Origin of the sequence: Streptomyces sp. CoH27 (assembly GCF_020181035.1) — a bacterium.
Taxonomy (GTDB): Bacteria; Actinomycetota; Actinomycetes; order Streptomycetales; family Streptomycetaceae; genus Streptomyces; species Streptomyces camelliae.
This window is the reverse complement of record NZ_JAIQYY010000005.1, coordinates 222,275-240,702: the sequence shown is the minus strand read 5'-3', so window position 1 is coordinate 240,702 and position 18,428 is coordinate 222,275. Positions and strand designations below refer to the sequence as shown.

The window sequence follows — 18,428 nt, the reverse complement described above, 5'->3', positions numbered from 1 at the left end:
CCGTCCGGTGAGTCACGGGGGGCGTGCGATCCGTATGACCCGCGGGACGACACGGACCACGCGTACGACCCGCACCATCCGCACGACCAGCACCACCCGTACGACCCGCACGAGCCGTATGACCCGCACGAGCCGTACGAGAACCACCACCTGAACCACGAGGAGAGCGACGTGCTGCGTCGCGCATTCATGACCGGCGGAGGCGCCACGGTGGCCGCCGTCACGCTGGCCCCGCTGGGGCCCACCATGGACGTCGCGGCCGCGGTCGGGCGGCCCGGGCGGCCCGGCACGGCCGAGGCAAGCGCCCTGGAGGAGGCCGTCCGCCGCATCCGGCTGCTCGACGACCGGCACGGCGCGGACGGGCTCTACCGGCGCGCGGCGGCTCCGCTGCGCGCGGCCTACGCGCTCCTGGACGCCGGCGCGACCCGGCAGACCACCGCGGACCGTTTGCACTCCGGCGCCGGTGAACTCGCCATCTCCGTGGGCTGGCTGGCCCATGACTCCGGCCGTTTCGACGATGCCCGCTCGCACTACGCGGAGGCGCTGGCCACCGCCCGGATGACCGGGGATCCGGGCCTGGAGGCGCACGCCTTCTGCAACACCGCGTTCCTGGCGCGGGACGCAGGCCGGCCCCGGGAGGCGGTCCGCGCCGCGCAGGCCGCCCAGCGCGCGGCCGCGCCGCTGGGTTCGGCGCGCCTGATGTCGCTGCTCGCCCTGCGCGAGGCGGGCGGCTGGGCGGGGCTCGCCGACCGCACCGGCTGCGAGCAGGCCCTCGCCCGGGCCCAGGCCTTCTTCGCACGCGGCCACTCGGACGCCGACCCCGAGTGGATGAGCTTCTACGGCGAGGCCGAGCTGGAGGGGCTGGAGGCGCAGTGCTGGTCCACGCTGGGCGACTGGCGGCGGGCGTCACGTCACGCGTATCGCGCGACCGAGCTGCAGGATCCTCACTTCACGCGCAACATCGCGCTCTATACGGCCGAGTTGGCCGACGACCTCGCGCGCGAAGGCCGTCCCGACGAGGCGGCGCAGGCGGGGTTGCGCGTACTCACCTTGCTGGACCAGGTCCAGTCCTCGCGCATCCAGGGCATGTTGGCCGGTACGGCGCGTGTTCTGCTGCCGCACCGGCGGGCGTCCGGGGTCTCCGAGTTTCTGGACCGGCATGCTTCCGTGCCGAGAACGGGCCGGGTCTGACGGCCCCTGGGCAGTCGCGCCCCGGCTACGCGACCAGGTGACCCACGTCGTTCCAGCTCTCGATCGCCGGTTCCCCGTAGGCCCAGCCCAGCACGGACAGCGAGGTCGGGTTCAGGCGGATCCGGGCCGCGAAGTCCAGCGGCAGGCCCAGCCAGCGGGCGCCGATGGAGCGCAGGATGTGGCCGTGGGCGAAGATCAGGACGTCCCGGTCGGCCGAGCGCGCCCAGGAGACCACCTCGTCCGCGCGCGCGGAGACCTCGGCGAGGGTCTCGCCCTCGGGCACCCCGTCACGCCAGATCAGCCAGCCCGGCCGCTGAGCGTGGATCTCGGCCGGGGTGAGGCCTTCGTAGGCGCCGTAGTCCCACTCCATGAGCGTGTCCCAGGTGGTGGCACGGTCGCCGAAGCCGGCCAGTTCGCACGTCTCACGCGCGCGTACCAGCGGGCTGGTGCGTATCTCCACGTCCGGCAGGCCGTCCAGCGGGGCCCGGTGCAGGCGCTCACCGAGCAGCTTGGCCCCGCGCCGGCCCTCCTCCAGCAGCGGTATGTCCGTCCGGCCGGTGTGCTTGCCGGACAGTGACCATTCGGTCTGTCCGTGCCGGGCCAGCAGGATGCGCGGTGCCATGGGAGACCTTTCCGGATGCGAAGGAGACCCCTCCATCATCGCTCACCGCGTACCCGGGCAACCCGGTGGGCGATCTCGGCGTCTTCGAGGGCTGAGCGCCCGCGCGGGCGCGTACCTGGGCAAACGCTCGGGTCGCCCTCAAGCCATGAGGGAGCGCCCGCGTGGGCGATGTACGGACACCGTAAAGTGGCACGGTCGCCCGCCGGGGCGTACCGCACCGCACAGCACGACAAGGGGGAGGGCGATCGGATGCCGCAGACCGAGACACCGGGCACCGAGGCGGTCCCGCGTACCCGGCTGCGCTGGTGGACCGAGCTGCCCCTGATCCTCCTGGTCTACGGCTGCTACTCGGCCGGCCGCCTCCTCGCGCGCGGTGACGTCGCCTCAGCCGTCGACCACGGTCTGGCGATCCTGCGCATCGAGAAGGCGCTGCACCTGAACGCCGAGCACCCGCTCAACCGCCTGTTCACGCGCGAGTCCTGGCTCGGTGTGCCGGCGGACTTCTGGTACGCCTCGCTGCACTACCTGATCACGCCCGCCATCCTGATCTGGCTGTTCCGGGCCCGCGCCGAGCACTACCGGCGGGCCCGCACCTGGCTGATGACGTCCACGTTCATCGGTCTGATCGGCTTCACGCTGCTGCCGACCTGCCCGCCCCGGCTGCTGTCCGCCGGGCACGGCTTCGTGGACACCATGGCGCACTACAGCTCCTACGGCTGGTGGGGCGGCGAGGCCAGCGCGCCGCGCGGCCTGGGCGGGATGACCAACCAGTACGCGGCGATGCCGAGCCTGCACGTCGGCTGGGCGCTGTGGTGCGGGGTGATGCTGTGGCGGCACGGGGGCACGCGCGTCGCGAAGATCCTCGGTGTCGCCTATCCGCTGGGCACCGCGCTCGTGGTCATGGGAACCGCCAACCACTACCTGCTGGACGCGGTCGCGGGCGTCGCCGTGATGGGCGTCGGCCACCTGCTGGCGCCGCGCGTGATGCGGGGCCTGGACCGGCTGCGGGCCCGCCTGTTCCCGCGCTCCACGGCCGTCGCGGGCGCCACGGTTCCCCCGATTGTCAGTGGCGGATGCCAGACTTCCGCGGGTGAGCGAATTCCACGCCAGCGCGCGTCCCAGCCCGACGCCGGGTCCGCAGCGGACGCCTCCCCCAGCGACGAGGGCGAAGGCGCTGCGGCACCGGCTCGCTGAGCTGCGCGGTCCCGACGTACCGGCCAAGGCCCTGGACGCGCGCGCCCTCGCGGCGCTCGCCGCGAACCCCGGGTGCCGCCGGCGGGCGATCCTGGACGGCGCCGGGGTGGACAAGGTGCGGCTGGCGGGCGCGCTGGGCGCGCCGTCCGGATTCGGGCAGTCGCAGTTCGCGCTGACCCGGGGCAACGCGTTCGAGGCGCGGGTGAAGGCGGACGGCGGCGCGGAGCTGCTGCGCCTGGCGCACGCCCGCCTCGACCCGGGCGCCGAGCCGCCCGAGGCGGCCGCCGTACCCGACCTGACCGCGCACGGCCCCGAGGGGCGTACGGCCCGTACGGCGCTGGCATTGCGCGAGGCCACGCGCGCGGGCGGCTGGACGCTGCTCGACCATCCGATGCTGGCGCTGGACGTGGCGGGTTCGCTCGCCTTCCTGGAGCCGGACGCGGTCGTGGTGCACCCCGACGGCAGCTGGTCGGTGGTGGAGATCAAGTCGTTCCCGATGCTGGACGGCGCGGCGGACCCGGCGAAGGTCGGCGCGGCGGCCCGCCAGGCGGCGGTGTACGTGCTGGCCCTGGAGGAAGTGGCCGAGCGCATCGGTGCGGAGCCGGAGGGGCACGCCGGTGCCGAGGGGGACAGGGGTCCCCGGAGGCAAAGCGCCCATGACAGCACCCGCGCCGCGGTCGTACGGCACCGGGTGCTGCTGGTGTGCCCGAAGGACTTCTCCAACCTGGCCGCCGCCTCGGCCGTGGACGTGCGCAAGCAGCGCGCGGTCACCGCTCGCCAGCTGGCCCGGCTCACCCGGATCGAGGAGATCGCCGAGGCCCTGCCCGAGGGCACGTGCTTCGCGCCCGACCGCAGTGCCGAGGAACTGACGGCGGCGGTGGCGGCAGTGCCGGCGACGTACGCGCCGGAGTGTCTGTCGGCGTGCGAACTGGCCTTCCACTGCCGGGAACGCGCGCGTGAGGCGGGCGCCGTCACCCGCCTCGGCCGGCCGCTGCGCGCCGAACTGGGCGGTCTGGCCACGGTCGAGGAGGTCCTCGCGGCGGCCCGGGGCTTCAGCGGCGACCCGGACGACCCGGCGGTGGCGGCCCTGCGCCGGGCGGCGGCCCTGCGCGCCGAGGCGCTGGAGGGCGCGAAGGCACGGGCGGGGGCGGAGGTGGCCGCGTGTCGCTGATCACCACCCTGGCCCGGCTGGAGGCCGTCGACAGCGGCCGGGCCCAGCCCCTCGCGACCGTCCGGCACCGTCATCTGTCCGCGCGCCCGCTGGTGTTCGTGCCGCTCACCACGGCCGGCGAGACCGGCGCCCCGCTCGGCGCGCTGGTCGGCACCGACCGGGACGAGCCGCGCTTGCTGGTCGTACCGCAGCCCCGCGACCGCGAACTGCGGTTCGGCTTCCTCGCCGACCTGGCCGAGGTGATCCTGCCGTACATCGACGCGCACGCGCAGGCGGTGGAGGCGGCCGAGCGCACCGAGACCGACCCGGAGACCGGCAAGCGGGTCAAGGTCGAGGTGGAGCTGTGCGCGGACGCGCCCCAGCTGATCGTGCCGAGCCGCACGGGCCTGGACTTCGTACGGCTGCTGGGCCGCTCGATGCGGTTTCGCCGTACGGCCGAGCAGGACCCTCAGGCGCCGCATCCGGCGCCGCCGCACATCCCGTTGCTGGGCCGCTGGCTGACCCACTACGGCGAGCGGGCCCGGGTGCCCGGCTCCTCGCTCCTGCTGGCCCTCACCGACGTGCTGTCCCGGCACTGGGCGACCGGCCAGTCCAGCCTGGAGGACCAGCACCTGGGCGCGCTGCTCGCCTGGATCGACCCGCCCGAGAAGATGACCGGCGCCGAGGCCGCGCGCGTGGCGGAGCTGGCGCGGGACGCCGACGGCCAGTTGCTGTGCCCGCCGGCCGGCCCCGCCACCGATCCGGCGTTCGACAACAGGCTGCTGGCCCCGGCGATCGAGCGCTACGACCGCGCGCGTGCCGCCCTCGCCGCCGCCGAGGACCCCGTGGCCGCCGACGACCGGCTGGCCGCGCTCACCGCGGCCGAGCGGGAGATCCGCGACCTGGTGGCGAGCCGTACCCGGCCCACCTGGGACGCGGTGTGGCGGGGCCTGGACCTGCTGCGGGCGCTGCCGGAGGGCGCGCATGCCGAGGAGCGCTGGATCCGGGACCGCTGGTCGTTCACCGCTCACCGGGACCGGGTGCTGGCCGGGGAGCCTCCGCAGCCGCGCCGGGACGACGCGGTGACGGCGGCGAACAAGCTGGCCACGCGCGAGCGCGAGCAGGCCCGGCTGGAGGCGCAGGAGGCGCTGGACGACCCGCTGGTGATGGCGGGGCGGCGGCTGGCCGGGGAGGCGTTCGCGGGCGAGGTGCTGGACGTCGTCATGGCGTACAGCGAGGGCAAGCGGCCGAGCCCGCGCCCGCTGGTGACGGTCCGCACGGACGATCTGCCGCAGCTGACGGAGCGGGTGAAGGTGTACCGCTCGCTGGCCGGCAAGCCGCAGTCGGCGGAGTTCGTCGGGCAGGAGGCCGAGAGCGTCCTGGTCCTGCGCGTGCTGGACAAGATGGGCCGCGGCAAGGAGCCGGAGCCCGGGTCGGTGCCGGAGAAGGGCGACCGGATCTGCTTCACGCTCTTCGAGCACGAACAGCGCGGCGGCCCGAAGCTGCCCGACCCGGAGCAGACCCCGTGGACGCACGGCGGCCCGCCGGGCGAGTCCGCGCCGGAGGCGCCCGACGCCGTGACCGAGGAGGACGTCCTGTGAGCCCCGTGAGCGCTGTGCCGGCGGCCGGCTTCGACCCCGGTGCCGCGGCCGCCCGCGCCACCGACGCGATCCTCCGCGACACCCTGCACGGCACCGAGCGGGGCGTGGTCGTGGACTCCCCGCCGGGTGCCGGCAAGTCGACGCTGGTGGTCCGCGCGGCGCTCGAACTGGCCGACGCGGAGCGCCCGTTGATGGTGGTGGCGCAGACGAACGCCCAGGTGGACGACCTGGTCCTGCGGCTCGCCGAGAAGAACCCGGAGCTGCCGGTCGGCCGGCTGCACAGCAGCGACGCGGACGCCTACGACTCGGCGCTGGACGCGCTGCCGCAGGTCCGTACGTCGGCGAAGGCGGCCGACCTGAAGGGCCTGCCGGTGGTCCTCTCCACGGCCGCGAAGTGGGCGCACGTCACGGTGGACGAGCCGTGGCGGCACGCGATCGTGGACGAGGCGTACCAGATGCGCTCGGACGCGCTGCTGGCCGTGGCCGGGCTGTTCGAGCGGGCGCTGTTCGTGGGCGACCCGGGACAGCTGGACCCGTTCGCGATCGTCGGCAGCGAGCAGTGGGCGGGCCTGTCGTACGACCCCTCGGCCTCGGCCGTCACCACGCTCCTGGCGCACAACCCGGCCCTCCCCCAGCACCGTCTCCCGGTCTCCTGGCGGCTCCCGGCCTCGGCGGCGCCGCTGGTCTCGGACGCGTTCTATCCCTACACCCCCTTCCGCAGCGGCACGGACCACGCCGACCGCGCGCTGGCCTTCGCCGTCCCGTCGGACGGCTCCGGCCCGGACCGGGTGATCGACGAGGCGGCGCGCTCCGGCTGGGGCCTGCTGGAGCTGCCCGCCCGGCACACCCCGCGCACGGACCCGGAGGCGGTCCGCGCGGTGGCTGCGGTGGTCCGCCGCCTGCTGGACCGAGGCGGCGCAGCCACCTCGGAGCGCTCACCGGCCCCCTCCCCCCTCACTCCCGACCGCATCGCCGTCGGCACGGCCCACCGCGACCAGGCGGCGGCGGTCCGCGCGGCCCTCGCCGGCCCGGGCGTGGCGGACGTCACGGTCGACACGGCGAACCGCCTCCAGGGCCGCGAGTACGACGTGACGGTCGTCCTGCACCCGCTCTCCGGCCGCCCCGACGCCACCGCCTTCCACCTGGAGACCGGCCGCCTGTGCGTCCTGGCCTCCCGCCACCGCCACGCGTGCATCGTGGTCTGCCGCGCCGGCGTGAGCGACCTCCTGGACGACTACCCCTCCACGGAACCGGTCCAGCTGGGCACGCTGGTGAAGTTTCCCGACGGCTGGGAGGCCAACCACGCGGTCCTCGCCCACCTGGCGGAACACCGGGTGACCTGGAAGCCATGACCGAACCCACCCCGCCCCCGACACCACCCTCCCGCCGGACGGAGGCCGGCACGCCGCCGGAGGCGGCCGATGGACACAGCCCTGACGGCTGGGAGGCCAACCACGCGGTCCTGGCCCACCTGGCGGAACACCGGGTGACCTGGCGGCCATGACCGAACCCGCCCCGCCCCCGACACCACCCTCCCGGCGCCGGGTGGGCTGGAAGCCGTAGGTCGTCCGGGAGGGGCCCTTGCGGGGGCGCGGGACAATGGACGGTGGCCCACCTGAAGGCGGTGCCCTGCGAACCGTACGAGGAGGAGACAAGACATGGCGGAGCCCACGCCGCGTCGTACCGAACCGCGGCTACGCCCCGCGCCCCTGATCTTCGAGCCCGCGGAGGCGGCCGGCGATCCCGAGCACTTCTTCGACCTGGAGTCGATCGAGGATCCGCGGGCGCTGCTGAGCCGGGCGACGGAGCTGGCCCAGGCTTTCCGCGCGGCCGCAGACCGGGCCGTGGAGTTCCAGGCCGTCGCGGCGGCCCAGCTCGCCGACCCGCGCCGCTTCGACCGGCTGACCCCGGCGGACATCGCCGAGCGCGCGGAGTGGACCGAGGACTACGCGAAGAAGATGGTCGAGTTCGGGCGAGACCTGATGCGGGGCAACGGCGAGGGGCGCACGTCCCCCGACCCCGTGTGAGCGATGAGGCAACCCGTCTGGCATATGCCGGGCGGGCAAGATACTCCTCTCCCGCCGCTGTTGTCCGGGTTTTCGGCAACTCAGAAGAACGAAGCGCTCACACCCGGTACATCTAGGTGGCATGAGCAGCGCACCGAACGTCACCCGAGTCACCTCCGACGGCGTCGCCTGGCTCGCCTCGGCAGGAACGTACCCCTGGCGCACGCTCGCCCGCTGGGAGCGCCACCCGGACACCCCGCTCGTCCTGCCCTGCGGCACCGCCTTCGACGTGGTGAGCGCCCCCGCGATCTTCGGCCGCCGGATGCTGGATCGGCTGTGGGACGAGGGGCCGGGCTCGGGCCCGGTCGCGGTGTTCCGGGGCCGCATGCTGCTGTTCGCCGCCCCGGGCACGGCCCACCGGCTGCCCTCGCTGCTGGCCTGGGAGGAGTGGGGCTCGCACCGTACGGACGCGGTGCCGCCGCTGCTGTGCCACGGCACCGGCGACGAGGTGACCGTCCCGGCCCCGGGCGGCGAGGGCACCGGCGCGGGCGACTGCCGCTGGCTGGTGGCCCCGGACCAGCGTCACCCCTGGCTGCCGGGCCCGGAGGTGGTCCTCTGGGCGGCCGTGCGGGCGGCCAGGGCGGCGGTGCGGATATCGATTTTTCCTCCCGCCGACCAGGATGCTAATGTCTACGACGTCAGCAGGCGCCGCTAGCTCAGTTGGTTAGAGCAGCTGACTCTTAATCAGCGGGTCCGGGGTTCGAGTCCCTGGCGGCGCACGCGAAAGAGGACGGCGGGTCCGATTCGAAAGAATCGGACCCGCCGTTTTCGTGCACACGCCACCCTCGACGGTCAGTCTCTGACTCCCGGCGTGATCTTCACCGTCCACTCCCCCGCGGCCGTCCGGTCCTCCACCTCCACCTTCACGCCCTCCCCGGGCACGGTGAAGCTCTCCCCCAGGGCGACCGGGGCGTCGGCGAGCGGCGGGTAGACCGAGTTCTCCCAGCAGGCCGCGGTGTGCGGGTGGGCGTCCACGACCTCCACCGGGCCGGCGCCGGACTCCGCGCCGCTTCCGATCCGGTACACCAGCACCCCCTCCCGGCAGCCGGCCCGGTCGTTGCCGGCCGCGACGCGCACCTCGAAGGCCAGGGCGCTGTCCGGGCCGGTGCGCACGACCGCCAGTTTCACCCCGTGCCCGAGGCCGAAGGCCGGGGCGCCCGCCGTGCCCCGCACCGGCACGCCCGGGCCGGCCTCCAGCGGCTCCAGGGACAGCCGGGTCGGCCCCGCGCCGCGCACGCACACCACCTGGCGCGGGTCCAGCCAGCCGAGTTTCCACTTGTGCCAGGCGAAGAAGTCGGGCGAGAGGCCGAACTGGCTGCCCATCAGGTCCCAGTCGCCGACGTAGGTGTCCCAGTCGCCCTTGCCGTCGACCGGGCGGTGGTAGAGGTCCGGCAGGTCGAAGACATGGCCGGTCTCGTGGGCGAGGACCAGGCGGTCCGGCGGGTGTTTCTCGAAGACCGTGACGACACGGCGGACGTCCGTGCCGTCCACGTGCACCGGCGTGTCGAGGTTCACGACCTTCGTGGCGTCCGAGTCGACGCCGGGCGCGTCGGGGTCGGCGACGAAGTACACGACCTGGTAGCGGGAGAAGTCCACCTGGGGGTCGGCGGTGGCGAAGGCGTCCTGCAGATAGGTGGCGCGGCTCTCGGCGCTCCAGTCGCGCTTCATGGCGTACGCCGTGGAGGGCTTCGGCATGCGCAGCCAGTGGTTCAGCGGGTGCGGGCGCAGGGTGAAGCGGCCGTAGGAGGCCTGCGCGTAGTAGCGGCTGGTGGCCGGGAAGTGGTCGGCGGTCAGCTGGGCGGGGGTGGTGCGCGGGGTGGCGTCCGGGAAGGACAGGTAGATCAGGACGGCGTCGAAGGTGCCGGTCGGGCGGGTGTAGTCCGGGTTCCAGGTGTCGGCGCCCTCCGAGTGGTGGGCGTCGGTGCGGTGCAGGGCGCAGGGGGCGGTGGAGAAGGACTCGGCGACCGAGGGGCCGGAGAGGATCGAGGTGGCGGCGAGCGCCGACAAAGTGGTGCACACGGCGGCGGCGCTGCGCAGCTTGGGCACGGACTTGACCTCCGGACGCGGTTCACGGGACCCGCATTCCACCTTGAGGGGGTTGAATACGCTTTGCCCTGTTATCCGGCACCAGAAGGGTGAGTGCGCTCCGCGGCGCTCACGGCGCGCTCCGGCGCTCGACACCCCGAAGCACTCACGGAACGTCACAACTGGTCGGGGGCCTGAAGAACCCGTCCAGGTGCGGGCAGAAACGATCTGTCAGAACCCTTGCTCGATCCGGGACACTGGAGAGTGGCTGGAAGGGCTCGGGGCCAGCCTCTATGATCGGCACACTTTCCGGCACGGACAGGCACGGACACAGATCGAGTGCACTGCGGGAGCGAGCGGTGAGCGGAACGTCCGAAGGGCCGACGCCCGCGGCAGACCTCGACCGGTCAGCCGTCACAGACAGTGACCACACCACCTATCACCGTGTCTTCGCGGCCGCCCCCCTCGCCATGGCCGTCGTGGACCGCGCGGGACTCGTCGTCCGTGCCAACGCGGCCTTCGGGGAGCTGCTGGGCATCGCTGCGGACACCCTCACCGGCCGGGTCGCCGCCGATCTGGTGGACCTGGCCTCCGACACCCGCAGCTGGCACGCCTACCGCGAGGTCCTGCGCGGCCGGCAGGCCCGCCTGCGCTGCACCCGCCGGCTGAAGCACCCCGAGGGGCACTCGGTGTGGGTGCAGGTCACCGTGGCCCCGCTGAGCGGCGAACCCGGGGTCCTGCTGTCGGTCGCCGACGTCAGCGCCCGCCGGGAACTCCAGGCGCGGCTGCGGCACTTGCAGATGCACGACCCGGTGACCCGGCTGCCCAACCGCACCCTGTTCTTCGAGCGCCTGTCGGCCGCGCTGGAGGCGGAGTCGTACGAGGAGAGCGGCACCGGCCGGATCGGCCTGTGCTATCTGGACCTCGACGGGTTCAAGGCCGTCAACGACACCCTCGGCCACCGGGTCGGCGACCGGCTGCTCGCGGCCGTCGCCGAACGGCTGACCCGGGTCGCCGACGAGGCCGGGTACGCCCGCGCCGCGACCCCCCTGGTGGCCCGGCTCGGCGGTGACGAGTTCGCGCTGCTCGTGGAGGACTCCACCGGCACCGAACAGCTCGCGGATCTCGCCGAGTCGGCACTCAAGGCCCTGGAGGACCCCTTCGACCTGTCGGGCCAGCGGCTGTCCCTGACCGCCTCCATCGGCGTCGTGGAGCGCCACGCGGCCGGTACGACGGCCACCGGTCTGATGCAGGCCGCGGACACGACCCTGTACTGGGCGAAGGCCGACGGCAAGGGCCGCTGGACCCTGTTCGACCCCGAGCGCAACGCGCACCGGATGACCCGTCAGGCCCTGTCCTCCACCTTGCGCCCCGCCATCGAGCGTGGCGAATTCGCCCTCGAATACCAGCCGTTGGTCGGCATGGAGGACGGCCGCCTGTCCGGGGTCGAGGCGCTGGTGCGCTGGCATCACCCGCAGTTCGGCACGCTGACGCCGAATCGGTTCATCGGGCTGGCCGAGGAGGACGGCTCGATCGTGCAGCTCGGCCGCTGGGCGCTGCGCACCGCCTGCCGGCAGGCCCGCCGCTGGCAGCTGGCCCACCCCGGCGAGCCGCCCATCTTCGTCAGCGTCAACGTGGCCGTACGGCAGGTGTGGGACTCCGACCTGGTGGCCGACGTGGCCGAGGTGCTCGCCGAGACCGGCCTGGCCCCCCACCTCCTCCAGCTGGAGCTGACCGAGTCGGCGGTGATGGGCTCGGCCGGCCGCCCGCTCCAGGCCCTGCAGGCCCTCAGCGACATGGGTGTGCGCATCGCCATCGACGACTTCGGCACCGGCTACTCCAACCTCGCCTACCTCAGCCGCCTGCCCGTCTCCACGCTGAAGCTGGATGGTTCCTTCGTGCGCGGCTTCCAGTACGAGGGCGAGCAGAAGGCGATCGCGCCGAACCCGGCGGACGAGGTCATCGTCGAGGCGATGATCCAGCTGGCCCACCGCCTGGGCATCACCGTCACCGCCGAGTGCGTGGAGACCTCCGCCCAGGCCACCCGGCTGCGCCGCATCGGCTGCGACACCGGCCAGGGCTGGCTGTACTCCCGCCCGGTGCCGCCGGATCGTATCTCCGAGCTGCTCGGCGAACAGACCTACGCGGTCGGCAAGCCGTAGGCGTCCGCGATCAACTCGTAGGAACGCAGCCGCAGTTCACCGCGGTGGGCGTGGCTGACCAGCATCAGCTCGTCGGCGCCGGTGCGCTTCTGCAGATCATCCAGGCCGGAGCGGACCTCGTCGGCGGTGCCGTGCACGATGTTGGCCGTCCAGGAGGTGACGAACTCCTCCTCCATCGGGCTGAATTCGTGCTGCTCGGCCTCGGCCGGGCCGGGGAAGAGGCCGGGGCGGCCGGTGCGCAGCCGGAGCATGTTCAGGGCCATCGCCCGGGTCTGGCGGCCGGCCTCGCGCGGGTCGTCCGTGGCGAGGGCGGAGACGCCGATGAGGGCGTACGGCTCGTCGAGGACCGCGGAGGGGCGGAACGTCTGCCGGTACAGGTCGAGAGCCGGGATGGTGTTCTGCGCGGAGAAGTGGTGCGCGAAGGCGAACGGCAGGCCCAGCATCCCGGCGAGGCGGGCGCTGAAGCCGGAGGAGCCGAGCAGCCAGACGGGCGGGCGGTGCGGGGACTGGACGCCACCGGGGCTGGTCGCCTGCACCGGCCCGGGGATGGCATGAATACGGCGGTACGGATGCCCGTCGGGGAAGTCGTCGTCCAGGAAGCGGATGAGCTCGGCGAGCTGCTGCGGGAAGTCGTCGGCGCCCTCGTTGAGCGTCTCGCTACGGCGCAGGGCCGCGGCCGTGGCCCCGTCCGTGCCCGGCGCCCGCCCGAGCCCCAGGTCCACCCGGCCCGGCGCCATCGCCTCCAGCGTCCCGAACTGCTCGGCGATCACCAGCGGGGCGTGATTGGGCAGCATCACACCGCCCGAGCCGAGCCGGATGCGGTCGGTGTGGGCGGCGAGGTGGGCGAGGATCACGGCGGGCGAGGAGGAGGCGACCCCCGGCATGGAGTGGTGCTCGGCCACCCAGTACCGGTGGAACCCGCGGGCCTCCGTGAACTTGGCCAGCGCCACACTGGTGCGCAGGGCGTCACCGGCGGTACTGCCCGCGCCGACGGTCACCAGGTCCAGTACGGAGAGGGGGACGGGGGCGGTGCCGAGCGTCGCACCCCGGATCTCGTCTGCCTCGTCTGCCGACACGGTGTGGCCTCCTGTTTGTGGCGTGGGCTGTCCTCGCCTTCGGCTAACAGGAGGCTGTCTCCGCTTATTCCTCGCCGAGCCGTCGGCGTCGAGCGTCAGACCTGCACGATCGGCTCCCGCGTGAACAGCGCCCCCAGCCTCGGCGCGTTCACCCGCCGGTCGGCCAGCCGCAGGCCCTCCCACACCGTCACCTGGTTGGCCGTGAGCACCCGCTTGCCCAGCTCCTTCTCCAGCAGCGGGAGGTGTGCGGCCGTGTGCAGGGCCGTGTCCGGGAGCAGTACCGCCTCCGCATCCGGAGTGTCGGCGGCCCGCGCCAGCGCCAGCACCTCCGCCTCCCCCCACGTGCCGACCTCCGCCGCCGTGACGATCCCCGACGAGCGCACCCCGGTCACCTCCAGGCCGCCGACCTGCAGAAAGTCGGCGAACAGTGCGGCCACGTCGTCCGGGTAGGTCGCGCCGACGGCGACCCGGCGTACCCCGATCTCCTGGGCCGCGTGCACGAAGGCGAACGACGTCGAGGAGGCGGGCATGCCGGCCAGCCGGGCCAGGGTGCGCACCTGGTCCCGGGCACCCTCCCAGCCGTGCACGAAGCTGCCGCTGGTGCACGCCCACACCACCGCCTCCGCGCCCGTGAGCCGCAGCTCGGCCACCCCGGCCGCGAGCCGCCGCTCGGAGCCCATCTCGCGCAGCGCGTCCACCCGGTGCGCGTCCTCGCCGATGTCGGTGTGGACCAGGTCCAGCCGGATGTCGCTGCCGAGGAGCTGCTCGATGCGCGGGTAGTCGTCCTCGCCGGAGTGGCCCGGGTAGAGGAATCCGAGTGCGGTCATGACGCCCCTTCTTGATGCTCCTGCTGTTCTTCCGGCAGTACGGGGGGCCAGACGCGCGCCGACTCGTCGAGCAGCGCCTGATAGGGCCCCACGGCTCGGGTACCCAGCCTGCGCAGCGCCGCCCACATCGTGACCTGGTTGGCGGACAGCACCGGGATGCGCAGCTCGGCCTCCAGCTGGGGGATCACGTCGTACGTCGGCAGATTGGTGCAGGAGATGAACAGCGCGTCGGCGGCGCCGGGCCGGACCGCCTGCCGGGCCATGGCGACGACGTCCCGGTACGGCACCCGCCAGATCTCCCGGGTCAGCCCCATGAAGGCGCACCCGGTCACCTGCACGCCGGCCTCGGCGACGTACTCCTGGAGCACCCGGGTGACGGACACGGTGTACGGCGTGACCAGCGCGACCCGGCGTACGCCCAGCTCGGTCAGCGCCTCCAGCAGCGCGCCGGAGGTCGTCACCGCGGCCGGTGCGCCCGCGAGGCTCATCGCCGCGCACATCGCCCGCTCCCCGGCGATCCCGCCGACGAAGCTGCCGGAGGTGCAGGCGTAGCCGATGACCTCGGGGGCGACGGCGGTCAGCGCGCGGACCGCGTCGCCGAGGGTCTCGTGCTCGCTGACCAGCCGGGCCAGGTCCAGGCTCACCTCGACCGGCACGAACGGGGTGCGGGTCAGATGCAGCGACACCTCGTCCGGGACCCAGCGCCACAGCTCCCGGTCGAGGGCGAAGTCAAAAGGGGCGACGACCCCCACACCGCGCTGCGGGCGGGGTCCGCCGAGAAAGGAGACCTCCATGACAGGCACCGCCTCACGCGGAGAAGGAGAGGAGAACGAGGGGCAAGGGATGGCGTGTACGCCCGTGTTGACGAAGGTAGGTTCGGGTGCGAGCGTGGTCAATCCACGGATAATCCACGCATGTCAGACGCTTGAGCCAGGCATGCCAGACGCTTGATCACGCATGTCGGACGCTTGAGCCGCGCATGCCGGTCGCTTGATCACGCATGTCGGACGACGCCCGGAGCCGCCCCGTATGACGACCCTTCCCACGCTCCTCGTCCTGGATGCCGAGCCGCCGCCCCGGCTCGGCCGCCTCACCGGCCGGGCCCGGATCGTCCGCACGGACGCGGCGCGCCTGGCCGAGCGGCTGCCCGCGGCGGACGTCCTGCTGGTCTGGGACTTCACCTCGCACGCGGTGCGCGAGGCCTGGCCGGGCGACGGGCCCAGGCCGCGCTGGGTGCACACGGCGAGCGCGGGCGTGGACCATCTGATGTGCCCGGAGCTGGCCGCGTCCGACACGGTGGTGACCAACGCGCGCGGGATCTTCGACCAGGCGATCGCCGAGTACGTGGCGGCCCTGGTGCTGGCGGTCGCCAAGGATCTGCCGCGCACGCTGGAGCACCAGCGGGAGCGGGCCTGGCGGCACCGGGAGAGCCGGCGGGTGGCGGGCACGCGCGCGTGCGTGGTCGGCTCGGGTCCGATCGGCCGGGCGATCGTACGGACGCTGCGGGCACTCGGCGTGACGACGGCCCTGGTGGGACGGGAAGCGCGGACCGGCGTCCACGGCCCCGCCGACCTGGACCGGCTGGTCTCCCGCGCGGACTGGGTGATCGCGGCGGCACCGCTCACCGAGCAGACGTACCGCATGTTCGACAGCCACCGGTTCGACGTGATGCAGCCGTCCGCGTTCTTCGTGAACGTCGGCCGCGGTCAGCTCGTCGACGAGGACGCCCTCGCCCACGCCCTGACCCGGCGCTGGATAGCAGGCGCCGCACTGGACGTCTTCACCACCGAGCCCCTTCCCGAGGACAGCCCCCTGTGGCAGCTGCCCGGTCTGATCGTCTCCCCGCACATGAGCGGTGACACGGTCGGCTGGCGGGACGAACTGGGTGACCAGTTCGTGGAGTTGTACGAGCGGTGGGCGGCGGGCAGACCTCTGGTGAACGTGGTCGACAAGAAACGCGGCTACGTCCCCGGTCACTGACACCTCTGGGAGGGTGCATGCAGCTCACCGACCTGACCGCCGTTCAGCTCATCGAGGGGTACCGCAAGGGCGAGTTCAGTCCGGTGGAGGCGACCGAACAGACGCTGGGACGGGCCCGGCGGATCCAGCCGGAGGTGAACGCGTTCGTGCGGCTCACCGAGGAGGACGCGCGGGCGCGGGCGCGGGAGTCGGCGGAACGCTGGCGGCGCGGTGAGCCGGCGGGGCTGCTGGACGGGGTGCCGGTGACGGTGAAGGACATCCTGCTGCTGGCCGGCCACCCGACCTTGCGCGGCTCCTGGACCGTGTCCGAATCCGGGAGCTGGGAGGAGGACGCCCCGTCGGTGGCGCGGCTGCGCGAGCACGGCGCGGTGTTCCTGGGCAAGACCACGACACCCGAGTTCGGCTGGAAGGGCGTCACGGACTCCCCGCTGTCCGGGATCACCCGCAACCCGCACGACCTCTCCCGCACCGCCGGCGGCTCCAGCGGGGGCAGCGCGGCCGCCGTCGCGCTCGGCGCGGGCCCGCTGTCGCTGGGCACGGACGGCGGCGGCAGCATCCGGATCCCGGCCGCGTTCTGCGGGATCTTCGGCCTGAAGCCGACGTACGGCAGGGTGCCGCTGTACCCGGCGAGCGCGTTCGGCACCCTCTCCCACGCGGGCCCGATGACCCGGGACGCGGCCGACGCGGCCCTGCTGCTCGACGTGATCGGCGCGCCGGACGCCCGCGACTGGTCGGCCCTGCCACCCGCGCCGGGCTCCTTCACCGAGGCTCTGCGGGGAGGCGTGCGGGGCCTGCGGGTGGCGTACTCCCCGTCCCTGGGCGGCCAGGTGGCGGTCCAGCCCGCGGTCGCGGCGGCGGTACGGCGGACGGTGGCGTCCCTCGCCGACCTCGGCGCGTACGTCGAGGAGGCCGACCCCGACTTCAGTGAACCGGTGGAGGCGTTCCACACCCTGTGGTTCAGCGGCGCGGCCCGGCTCACCCAGCGGTTCTCCCCACGCAAGCGGCAGCTGCTGGACCCGGGGTTGCGGGAGATCTGCGTGCAGGGCGCCCGGTACAGCGCGCTGGACTATCTGGCCGCGGTGGACGTCCGCATGGACCTCGGGCGCCGGATGGGCCGCTTCCACGAGACGTACGACGTGCTGGTGACGCCGACCCTGCCGGTGACGGCGTTCGAGGCGGGCCTGGAGGTGCCGAGGGGCTCGGCCCACCACCGCTGGACCGGCTGGACCCCGTTCACCTACCCCTTCAACCTGACCCAGCAGCCCGCGGCCACCGTCCCGGTGGGGACGGACGGGGACGGGCTGCCGGTGGGCATGCAGCTCGTGGCCGCCCGGCACCGGGACGATCTGGTGCTGCGGGCGGCGCATGCGCTGTATGACGCGGGGGTGGTGGCTGCGCCGACGGTCACCGCCGTCGCAAGGGCGTAGCGTCTCGCCTCTCGCCGGAGCGGACATCCCTGTGACTGCGGACATCCGCGCATCTTCGAGCGGGCTCGCTCATGGCGTCGGGCAGTCAGGACGTCGGGCAACGTGACGCAGTTCACGGGGAAAGGGTGACAGGGTGTTGTCGCAGGCAGCTGCGACTGTCGACGCATGACGATCACAGATGAGGACTGCCTCGCCGAGACCCTGGCATTCAACGCCCAGTTCGAGGCTGCTGCCGCGAGCCGTCCACCTCGTGGGCAAGCGCCGGATGCGGACGTGCTGGCACTTCTGCGGCGCAACCGGCTCGGTGGCGACGCGCCACCGGTGCGACTGCCGCAGGGCCAGGACCGCGTCGTCGCGGGCGGGGTGAAGGTCCGGGCGTTCGTGCCGGATCACGTCGACGGCGTGTACCTGCACATACACGGCGGCGGCTGGGCGTTCGGCTCTGCGGACGGGCAGGACGAGAAGCTGTGGCGGCTTGCCGTGGAGGCCCGGCTGGCCGTGCTGAGCGTGGACTACCGCCTGGCGCCGGAGCACCCGTTCCCCGCCGGACCCGAGGACTGTGAGGCGGCTGCACGGTGGCTGGTGGACCACGCAGAGGCCGAGTTCGGTACTGGGCGGCTGCTGATCGGTGGCGAGTCGGCCGGTGCCCACCTGAGCGTCCTGACCCTGCTGCGGCTTCGCGACCGGCACGGCATCACCGGCACGTTCCGCGCGGCCCACCTGGCCTTCGGCGCGTACGACCTGTCGATGACACCGAGCCAGCGGCTGTTCGGCTCCCGGCGATTGCTGAGCAACTCCGAGTCGGTGCAGGGAAGTTACGAGCTCTTCACACCGGGAATGGGTCCGGAGGAGCGCCGCGACCCGGAGGTCTCGCCGCTGTACGCCGATCTGACCGGCCTGCCGTCCGCCCGGATCGTCGTCGGCACTCAAGATCCGCTGCTGGACGACTCGCTCTTCCTGGCCCAGCGATGGCAGGCGGCCGGGGCGCCCGTGCAACTCGGCGTCGTCTCGGGCGCGATGCACGGCTTCACGCTGTTCCCGTCGACCATCACCGCACGCGAACAGCAGCGGGAGCGGGACTTCCTGGCCGGTGCGTGACGGTAGCGT

General features: G+C 73.5%; 16 protein-coding genes, 1 tRNA gene and 1 pseudogene. 13 read left to right on the top strand and 5 right to left on the bottom strand.

What is annotated here, in order from left to right:
* The coding region (locus tag LE548_RS10010) for a hypothetical protein (RefSeq protein WP_225096317.1) at window positions 1-1,191 on the top strand (1,191 nt) is incomplete at its 5' end.
* Between the two features lie 25 nt (window positions 1,192-1,216).
* Here the strand turns inward: LE548_RS10010 and LE548_RS10005 are convergent.
* A complete protein-coding gene (locus LE548_RS10005) occupies window positions 1,217-1,813 on the bottom strand; it encodes a histidine phosphatase family protein (protein WP_225096316.1) in 597 nt (198 codons plus the stop codon).
* A 249-nt stretch (window positions 1,814-2,062) separates the two neighbouring features.
* Here LE548_RS10005 and LE548_RS10000 point away from each other — a divergent pair, with 249 nt between their 5' ends.
* The 8 genes and pseudogenes from LE548_RS10000 (at window position 2,063) to LE548_RS09965 (ending at window position 8,543) form a co-directional block, all read left to right on the top strand.
* Complete coding sequence (locus LE548_RS10000) at window positions 2,063-3,007, top strand: phosphatase PAP2 family protein (protein ID WP_225096451.1); 945 nt, start codon at window positions 2,063-2,065, stop codon at window positions 3,005-3,007.
* On the top strand, window positions 2,904-4,178 hold the full coding sequence (locus LE548_RS09995; protein WP_374116049.1) for a hypothetical protein: 1,275 nt from the start codon (window positions 2,904-2,906) through the stop codon (window positions 4,176-4,178). Before LE548_RS10000 ends, LE548_RS09995 begins: the two co-directional genes overlap by 104 nt.
* Window positions 4,169-5,758: a hypothetical protein gene (locus LE548_RS09990; protein ID WP_225096315.1), complete on the top strand. Its 1,590-nt coding sequence runs from the start codon at window positions 4,169-4,171 to the stop codon at window positions 5,756-5,758. Before LE548_RS09995 ends, LE548_RS09990 begins: the two co-directional genes overlap by 10 nt.
* A 5-nt stretch (window positions 5,759-5,763) precedes the next feature.
* A complete protein-coding gene (locus LE548_RS09985) occupies window positions 5,764-7,110 on the top strand; it encodes an AAA domain-containing protein (protein WP_225096314.1) in 1,347 nt (448 codons plus the stop codon).
* Window positions 7,107-7,262, top strand: coding sequence for a hypothetical protein (locus LE548_RS09980; RefSeq protein WP_225096313.1), 156 nt, complete (start codon window positions 7,107-7,109; stop codon window positions 7,260-7,262). Before LE548_RS09985 ends, LE548_RS09980 begins: the two co-directional genes overlap by 4 nt.
* Window positions 7,263-7,416: 154 nt before the next feature.
* Complete coding sequence (locus tag LE548_RS09975) at window positions 7,417-7,785, top strand: hypothetical protein (protein WP_225096312.1); 369 nt, start codon at window positions 7,417-7,419, stop codon at window positions 7,783-7,785.
* A gap of 103 nt (window positions 7,786-7,888) precedes the next feature.
* Window positions 7,889-8,479: pseudogene (locus LE548_RS09970) on the top strand (hypothetical protein); the annotation flags it as partial.
* A tRNA-Lys gene (locus LE548_RS09965) sits at window positions 8,470-8,543 on the top strand. The pseudogene LE548_RS09970 and the gene LE548_RS09965, both read left to right, overlap by 10 nt.
* 73 nt (window positions 8,544-8,616) lie before the next feature.
* On the opposite strand, the gene LE548_RS09960 is transcribed toward LE548_RS09965, so the two are convergent.
* Window positions 8,617-9,870 carry a M6 family metalloprotease domain-containing protein gene (locus tag LE548_RS09960; protein WP_225096310.1) on the bottom strand — a complete coding sequence of 418 codons (1,254 nt, stop codon included), beginning with the start codon at window positions 9,868-9,870 and terminating at the stop codon, window positions 8,617-8,619.
* A 338-nt stretch (window positions 9,871-10,208) separates the two neighbouring features.
* Between LE548_RS09960 and LE548_RS09955 the strand changes: the two genes are divergently transcribed.
* Window positions 10,209-12,011, top strand: coding sequence for a bifunctional diguanylate cyclase/phosphodiesterase (locus tag LE548_RS09955; protein ID WP_225096309.1), 1,803 nt, complete (start codon window positions 10,209-10,211; stop codon window positions 12,009-12,011).
* Here LE548_RS09955 and LE548_RS09950 read toward each other — a convergent pair.
* The 3 genes from LE548_RS09950 to LE548_RS09940 form a co-directional block, all read right to left on the bottom strand.
* On the bottom strand, window positions 11,990-13,087 hold the full coding sequence (locus LE548_RS09950; RefSeq protein ID WP_225096308.1) for an LLM class flavin-dependent oxidoreductase: 1,098 nt from the start codon (window positions 13,085-13,087) through the stop codon (window positions 11,990-11,992). The two genes, LE548_RS09955 and LE548_RS09950, sit on opposite strands and share 22 nt — an antisense overlap.
* Window positions 13,088-13,182: 95 nt before the next feature.
* On the bottom strand, window positions 13,183-13,914 hold the full coding sequence (locus LE548_RS09945) for a decarboxylase (RefSeq protein ID WP_225096307.1): 732 nt from the start codon (window positions 13,912-13,914) through the stop codon (window positions 13,183-13,185).
* Complete coding sequence (locus LE548_RS09940) at window positions 13,911-14,708, bottom strand: decarboxylase (protein ID WP_225096306.1); 798 nt, start codon at window positions 14,706-14,708, stop codon at window positions 13,911-13,913. The genes LE548_RS09945 and LE548_RS09940 overlap by 4 nt, the downstream gene beginning before the upstream one ends.
* Before the next feature lie 235 nt (window positions 14,709-14,943).
* On the opposite strand from LE548_RS09940, the gene LE548_RS09935 reads away from it, so the two are divergent.
* The 3 genes from LE548_RS09935 (at window position 14,944) to LE548_RS09925 (ending at window position 18,419) form a co-directional block, all read left to right on the top strand.
* Window positions 14,944-15,894, top strand: coding sequence for a D-2-hydroxyacid dehydrogenase (locus tag LE548_RS09935; protein ID WP_225096305.1), 951 nt, complete (start codon window positions 14,944-14,946; stop codon window positions 15,892-15,894).
* Window positions 15,895-15,911: 17 nt separating this feature from the next.
* Window positions 15,912-17,321 carry an amidase gene (locus tag LE548_RS09930; RefSeq protein ID WP_225096304.1) on the top strand — a complete coding sequence of 470 codons (1,410 nt, stop codon included), beginning with the start codon at window positions 15,912-15,914 and terminating at the stop codon, window positions 17,319-17,321.
* A 165-nt stretch (window positions 17,322-17,486) separates the two neighbouring features.
* A complete protein-coding gene (locus LE548_RS09925) occupies window positions 17,487-18,419 on the top strand; it encodes an alpha/beta hydrolase (protein WP_225096303.1) in 933 nt (310 codons plus the stop codon).
* The last annotated feature ends 9 nt before the right edge of the window (window positions 18,420-18,428 follow it).

Coding starts and splice junctions, on each gene's coding strand:
- LE548_RS10000 (WP_225096451.1), top strand. CDS start 2,063: ATGCCGCAGACCGAGACACCGGGCACCGAGGCGGTCCCGCGTACCCGG.
- LE548_RS09975 (WP_225096312.1), top strand. CDS start 7,417: ATGGCGGAGCCCACGCCGCGTCGTACCGAACCGCGGCTACGCCCCGCG.
- LE548_RS09930 (WP_225096304.1), top strand. CDS start 15,912: ATGCAGCTCACCGACCTGACCGCCGTTCAGCTCATCGAGGGGTACCGC.
- LE548_RS09940 (WP_225096306.1), bottom strand. CDS start 14,708: ATGGAGGTCTCCTTTCTCGGCGGACCCCGCCCGCAGCGCGGTGTGGGG.
- LE548_RS10005 (WP_225096316.1), bottom strand. CDS start 1,813: ATGGCACCGCGCATCCTGCTGGCCCGGCACGGACAGACCGAATGGTCA.
- LE548_RS09935 (WP_225096305.1), top strand. CDS start 14,944: ATGACGACCCTTCCCACGCTCCTCGTCCTGGATGCCGAGCCGCCGCCC.
- LE548_RS09980 (WP_225096313.1), top strand. CDS start 7,107: ATGACCGAACCCACCCCGCCCCCGACACCACCCTCCCGCCGGACGGAG.
- LE548_RS09925 (WP_225096303.1), top strand. CDS start 17,487: ATGACGATCACAGATGAGGACTGCCTCGCCGAGACCCTGGCATTCAAC.
- LE548_RS09945 (WP_225096307.1), bottom strand. CDS start 13,914: ATGACCGCACTCGGATTCCTCTACCCGGGCCACTCCGGCGAGGACGAC.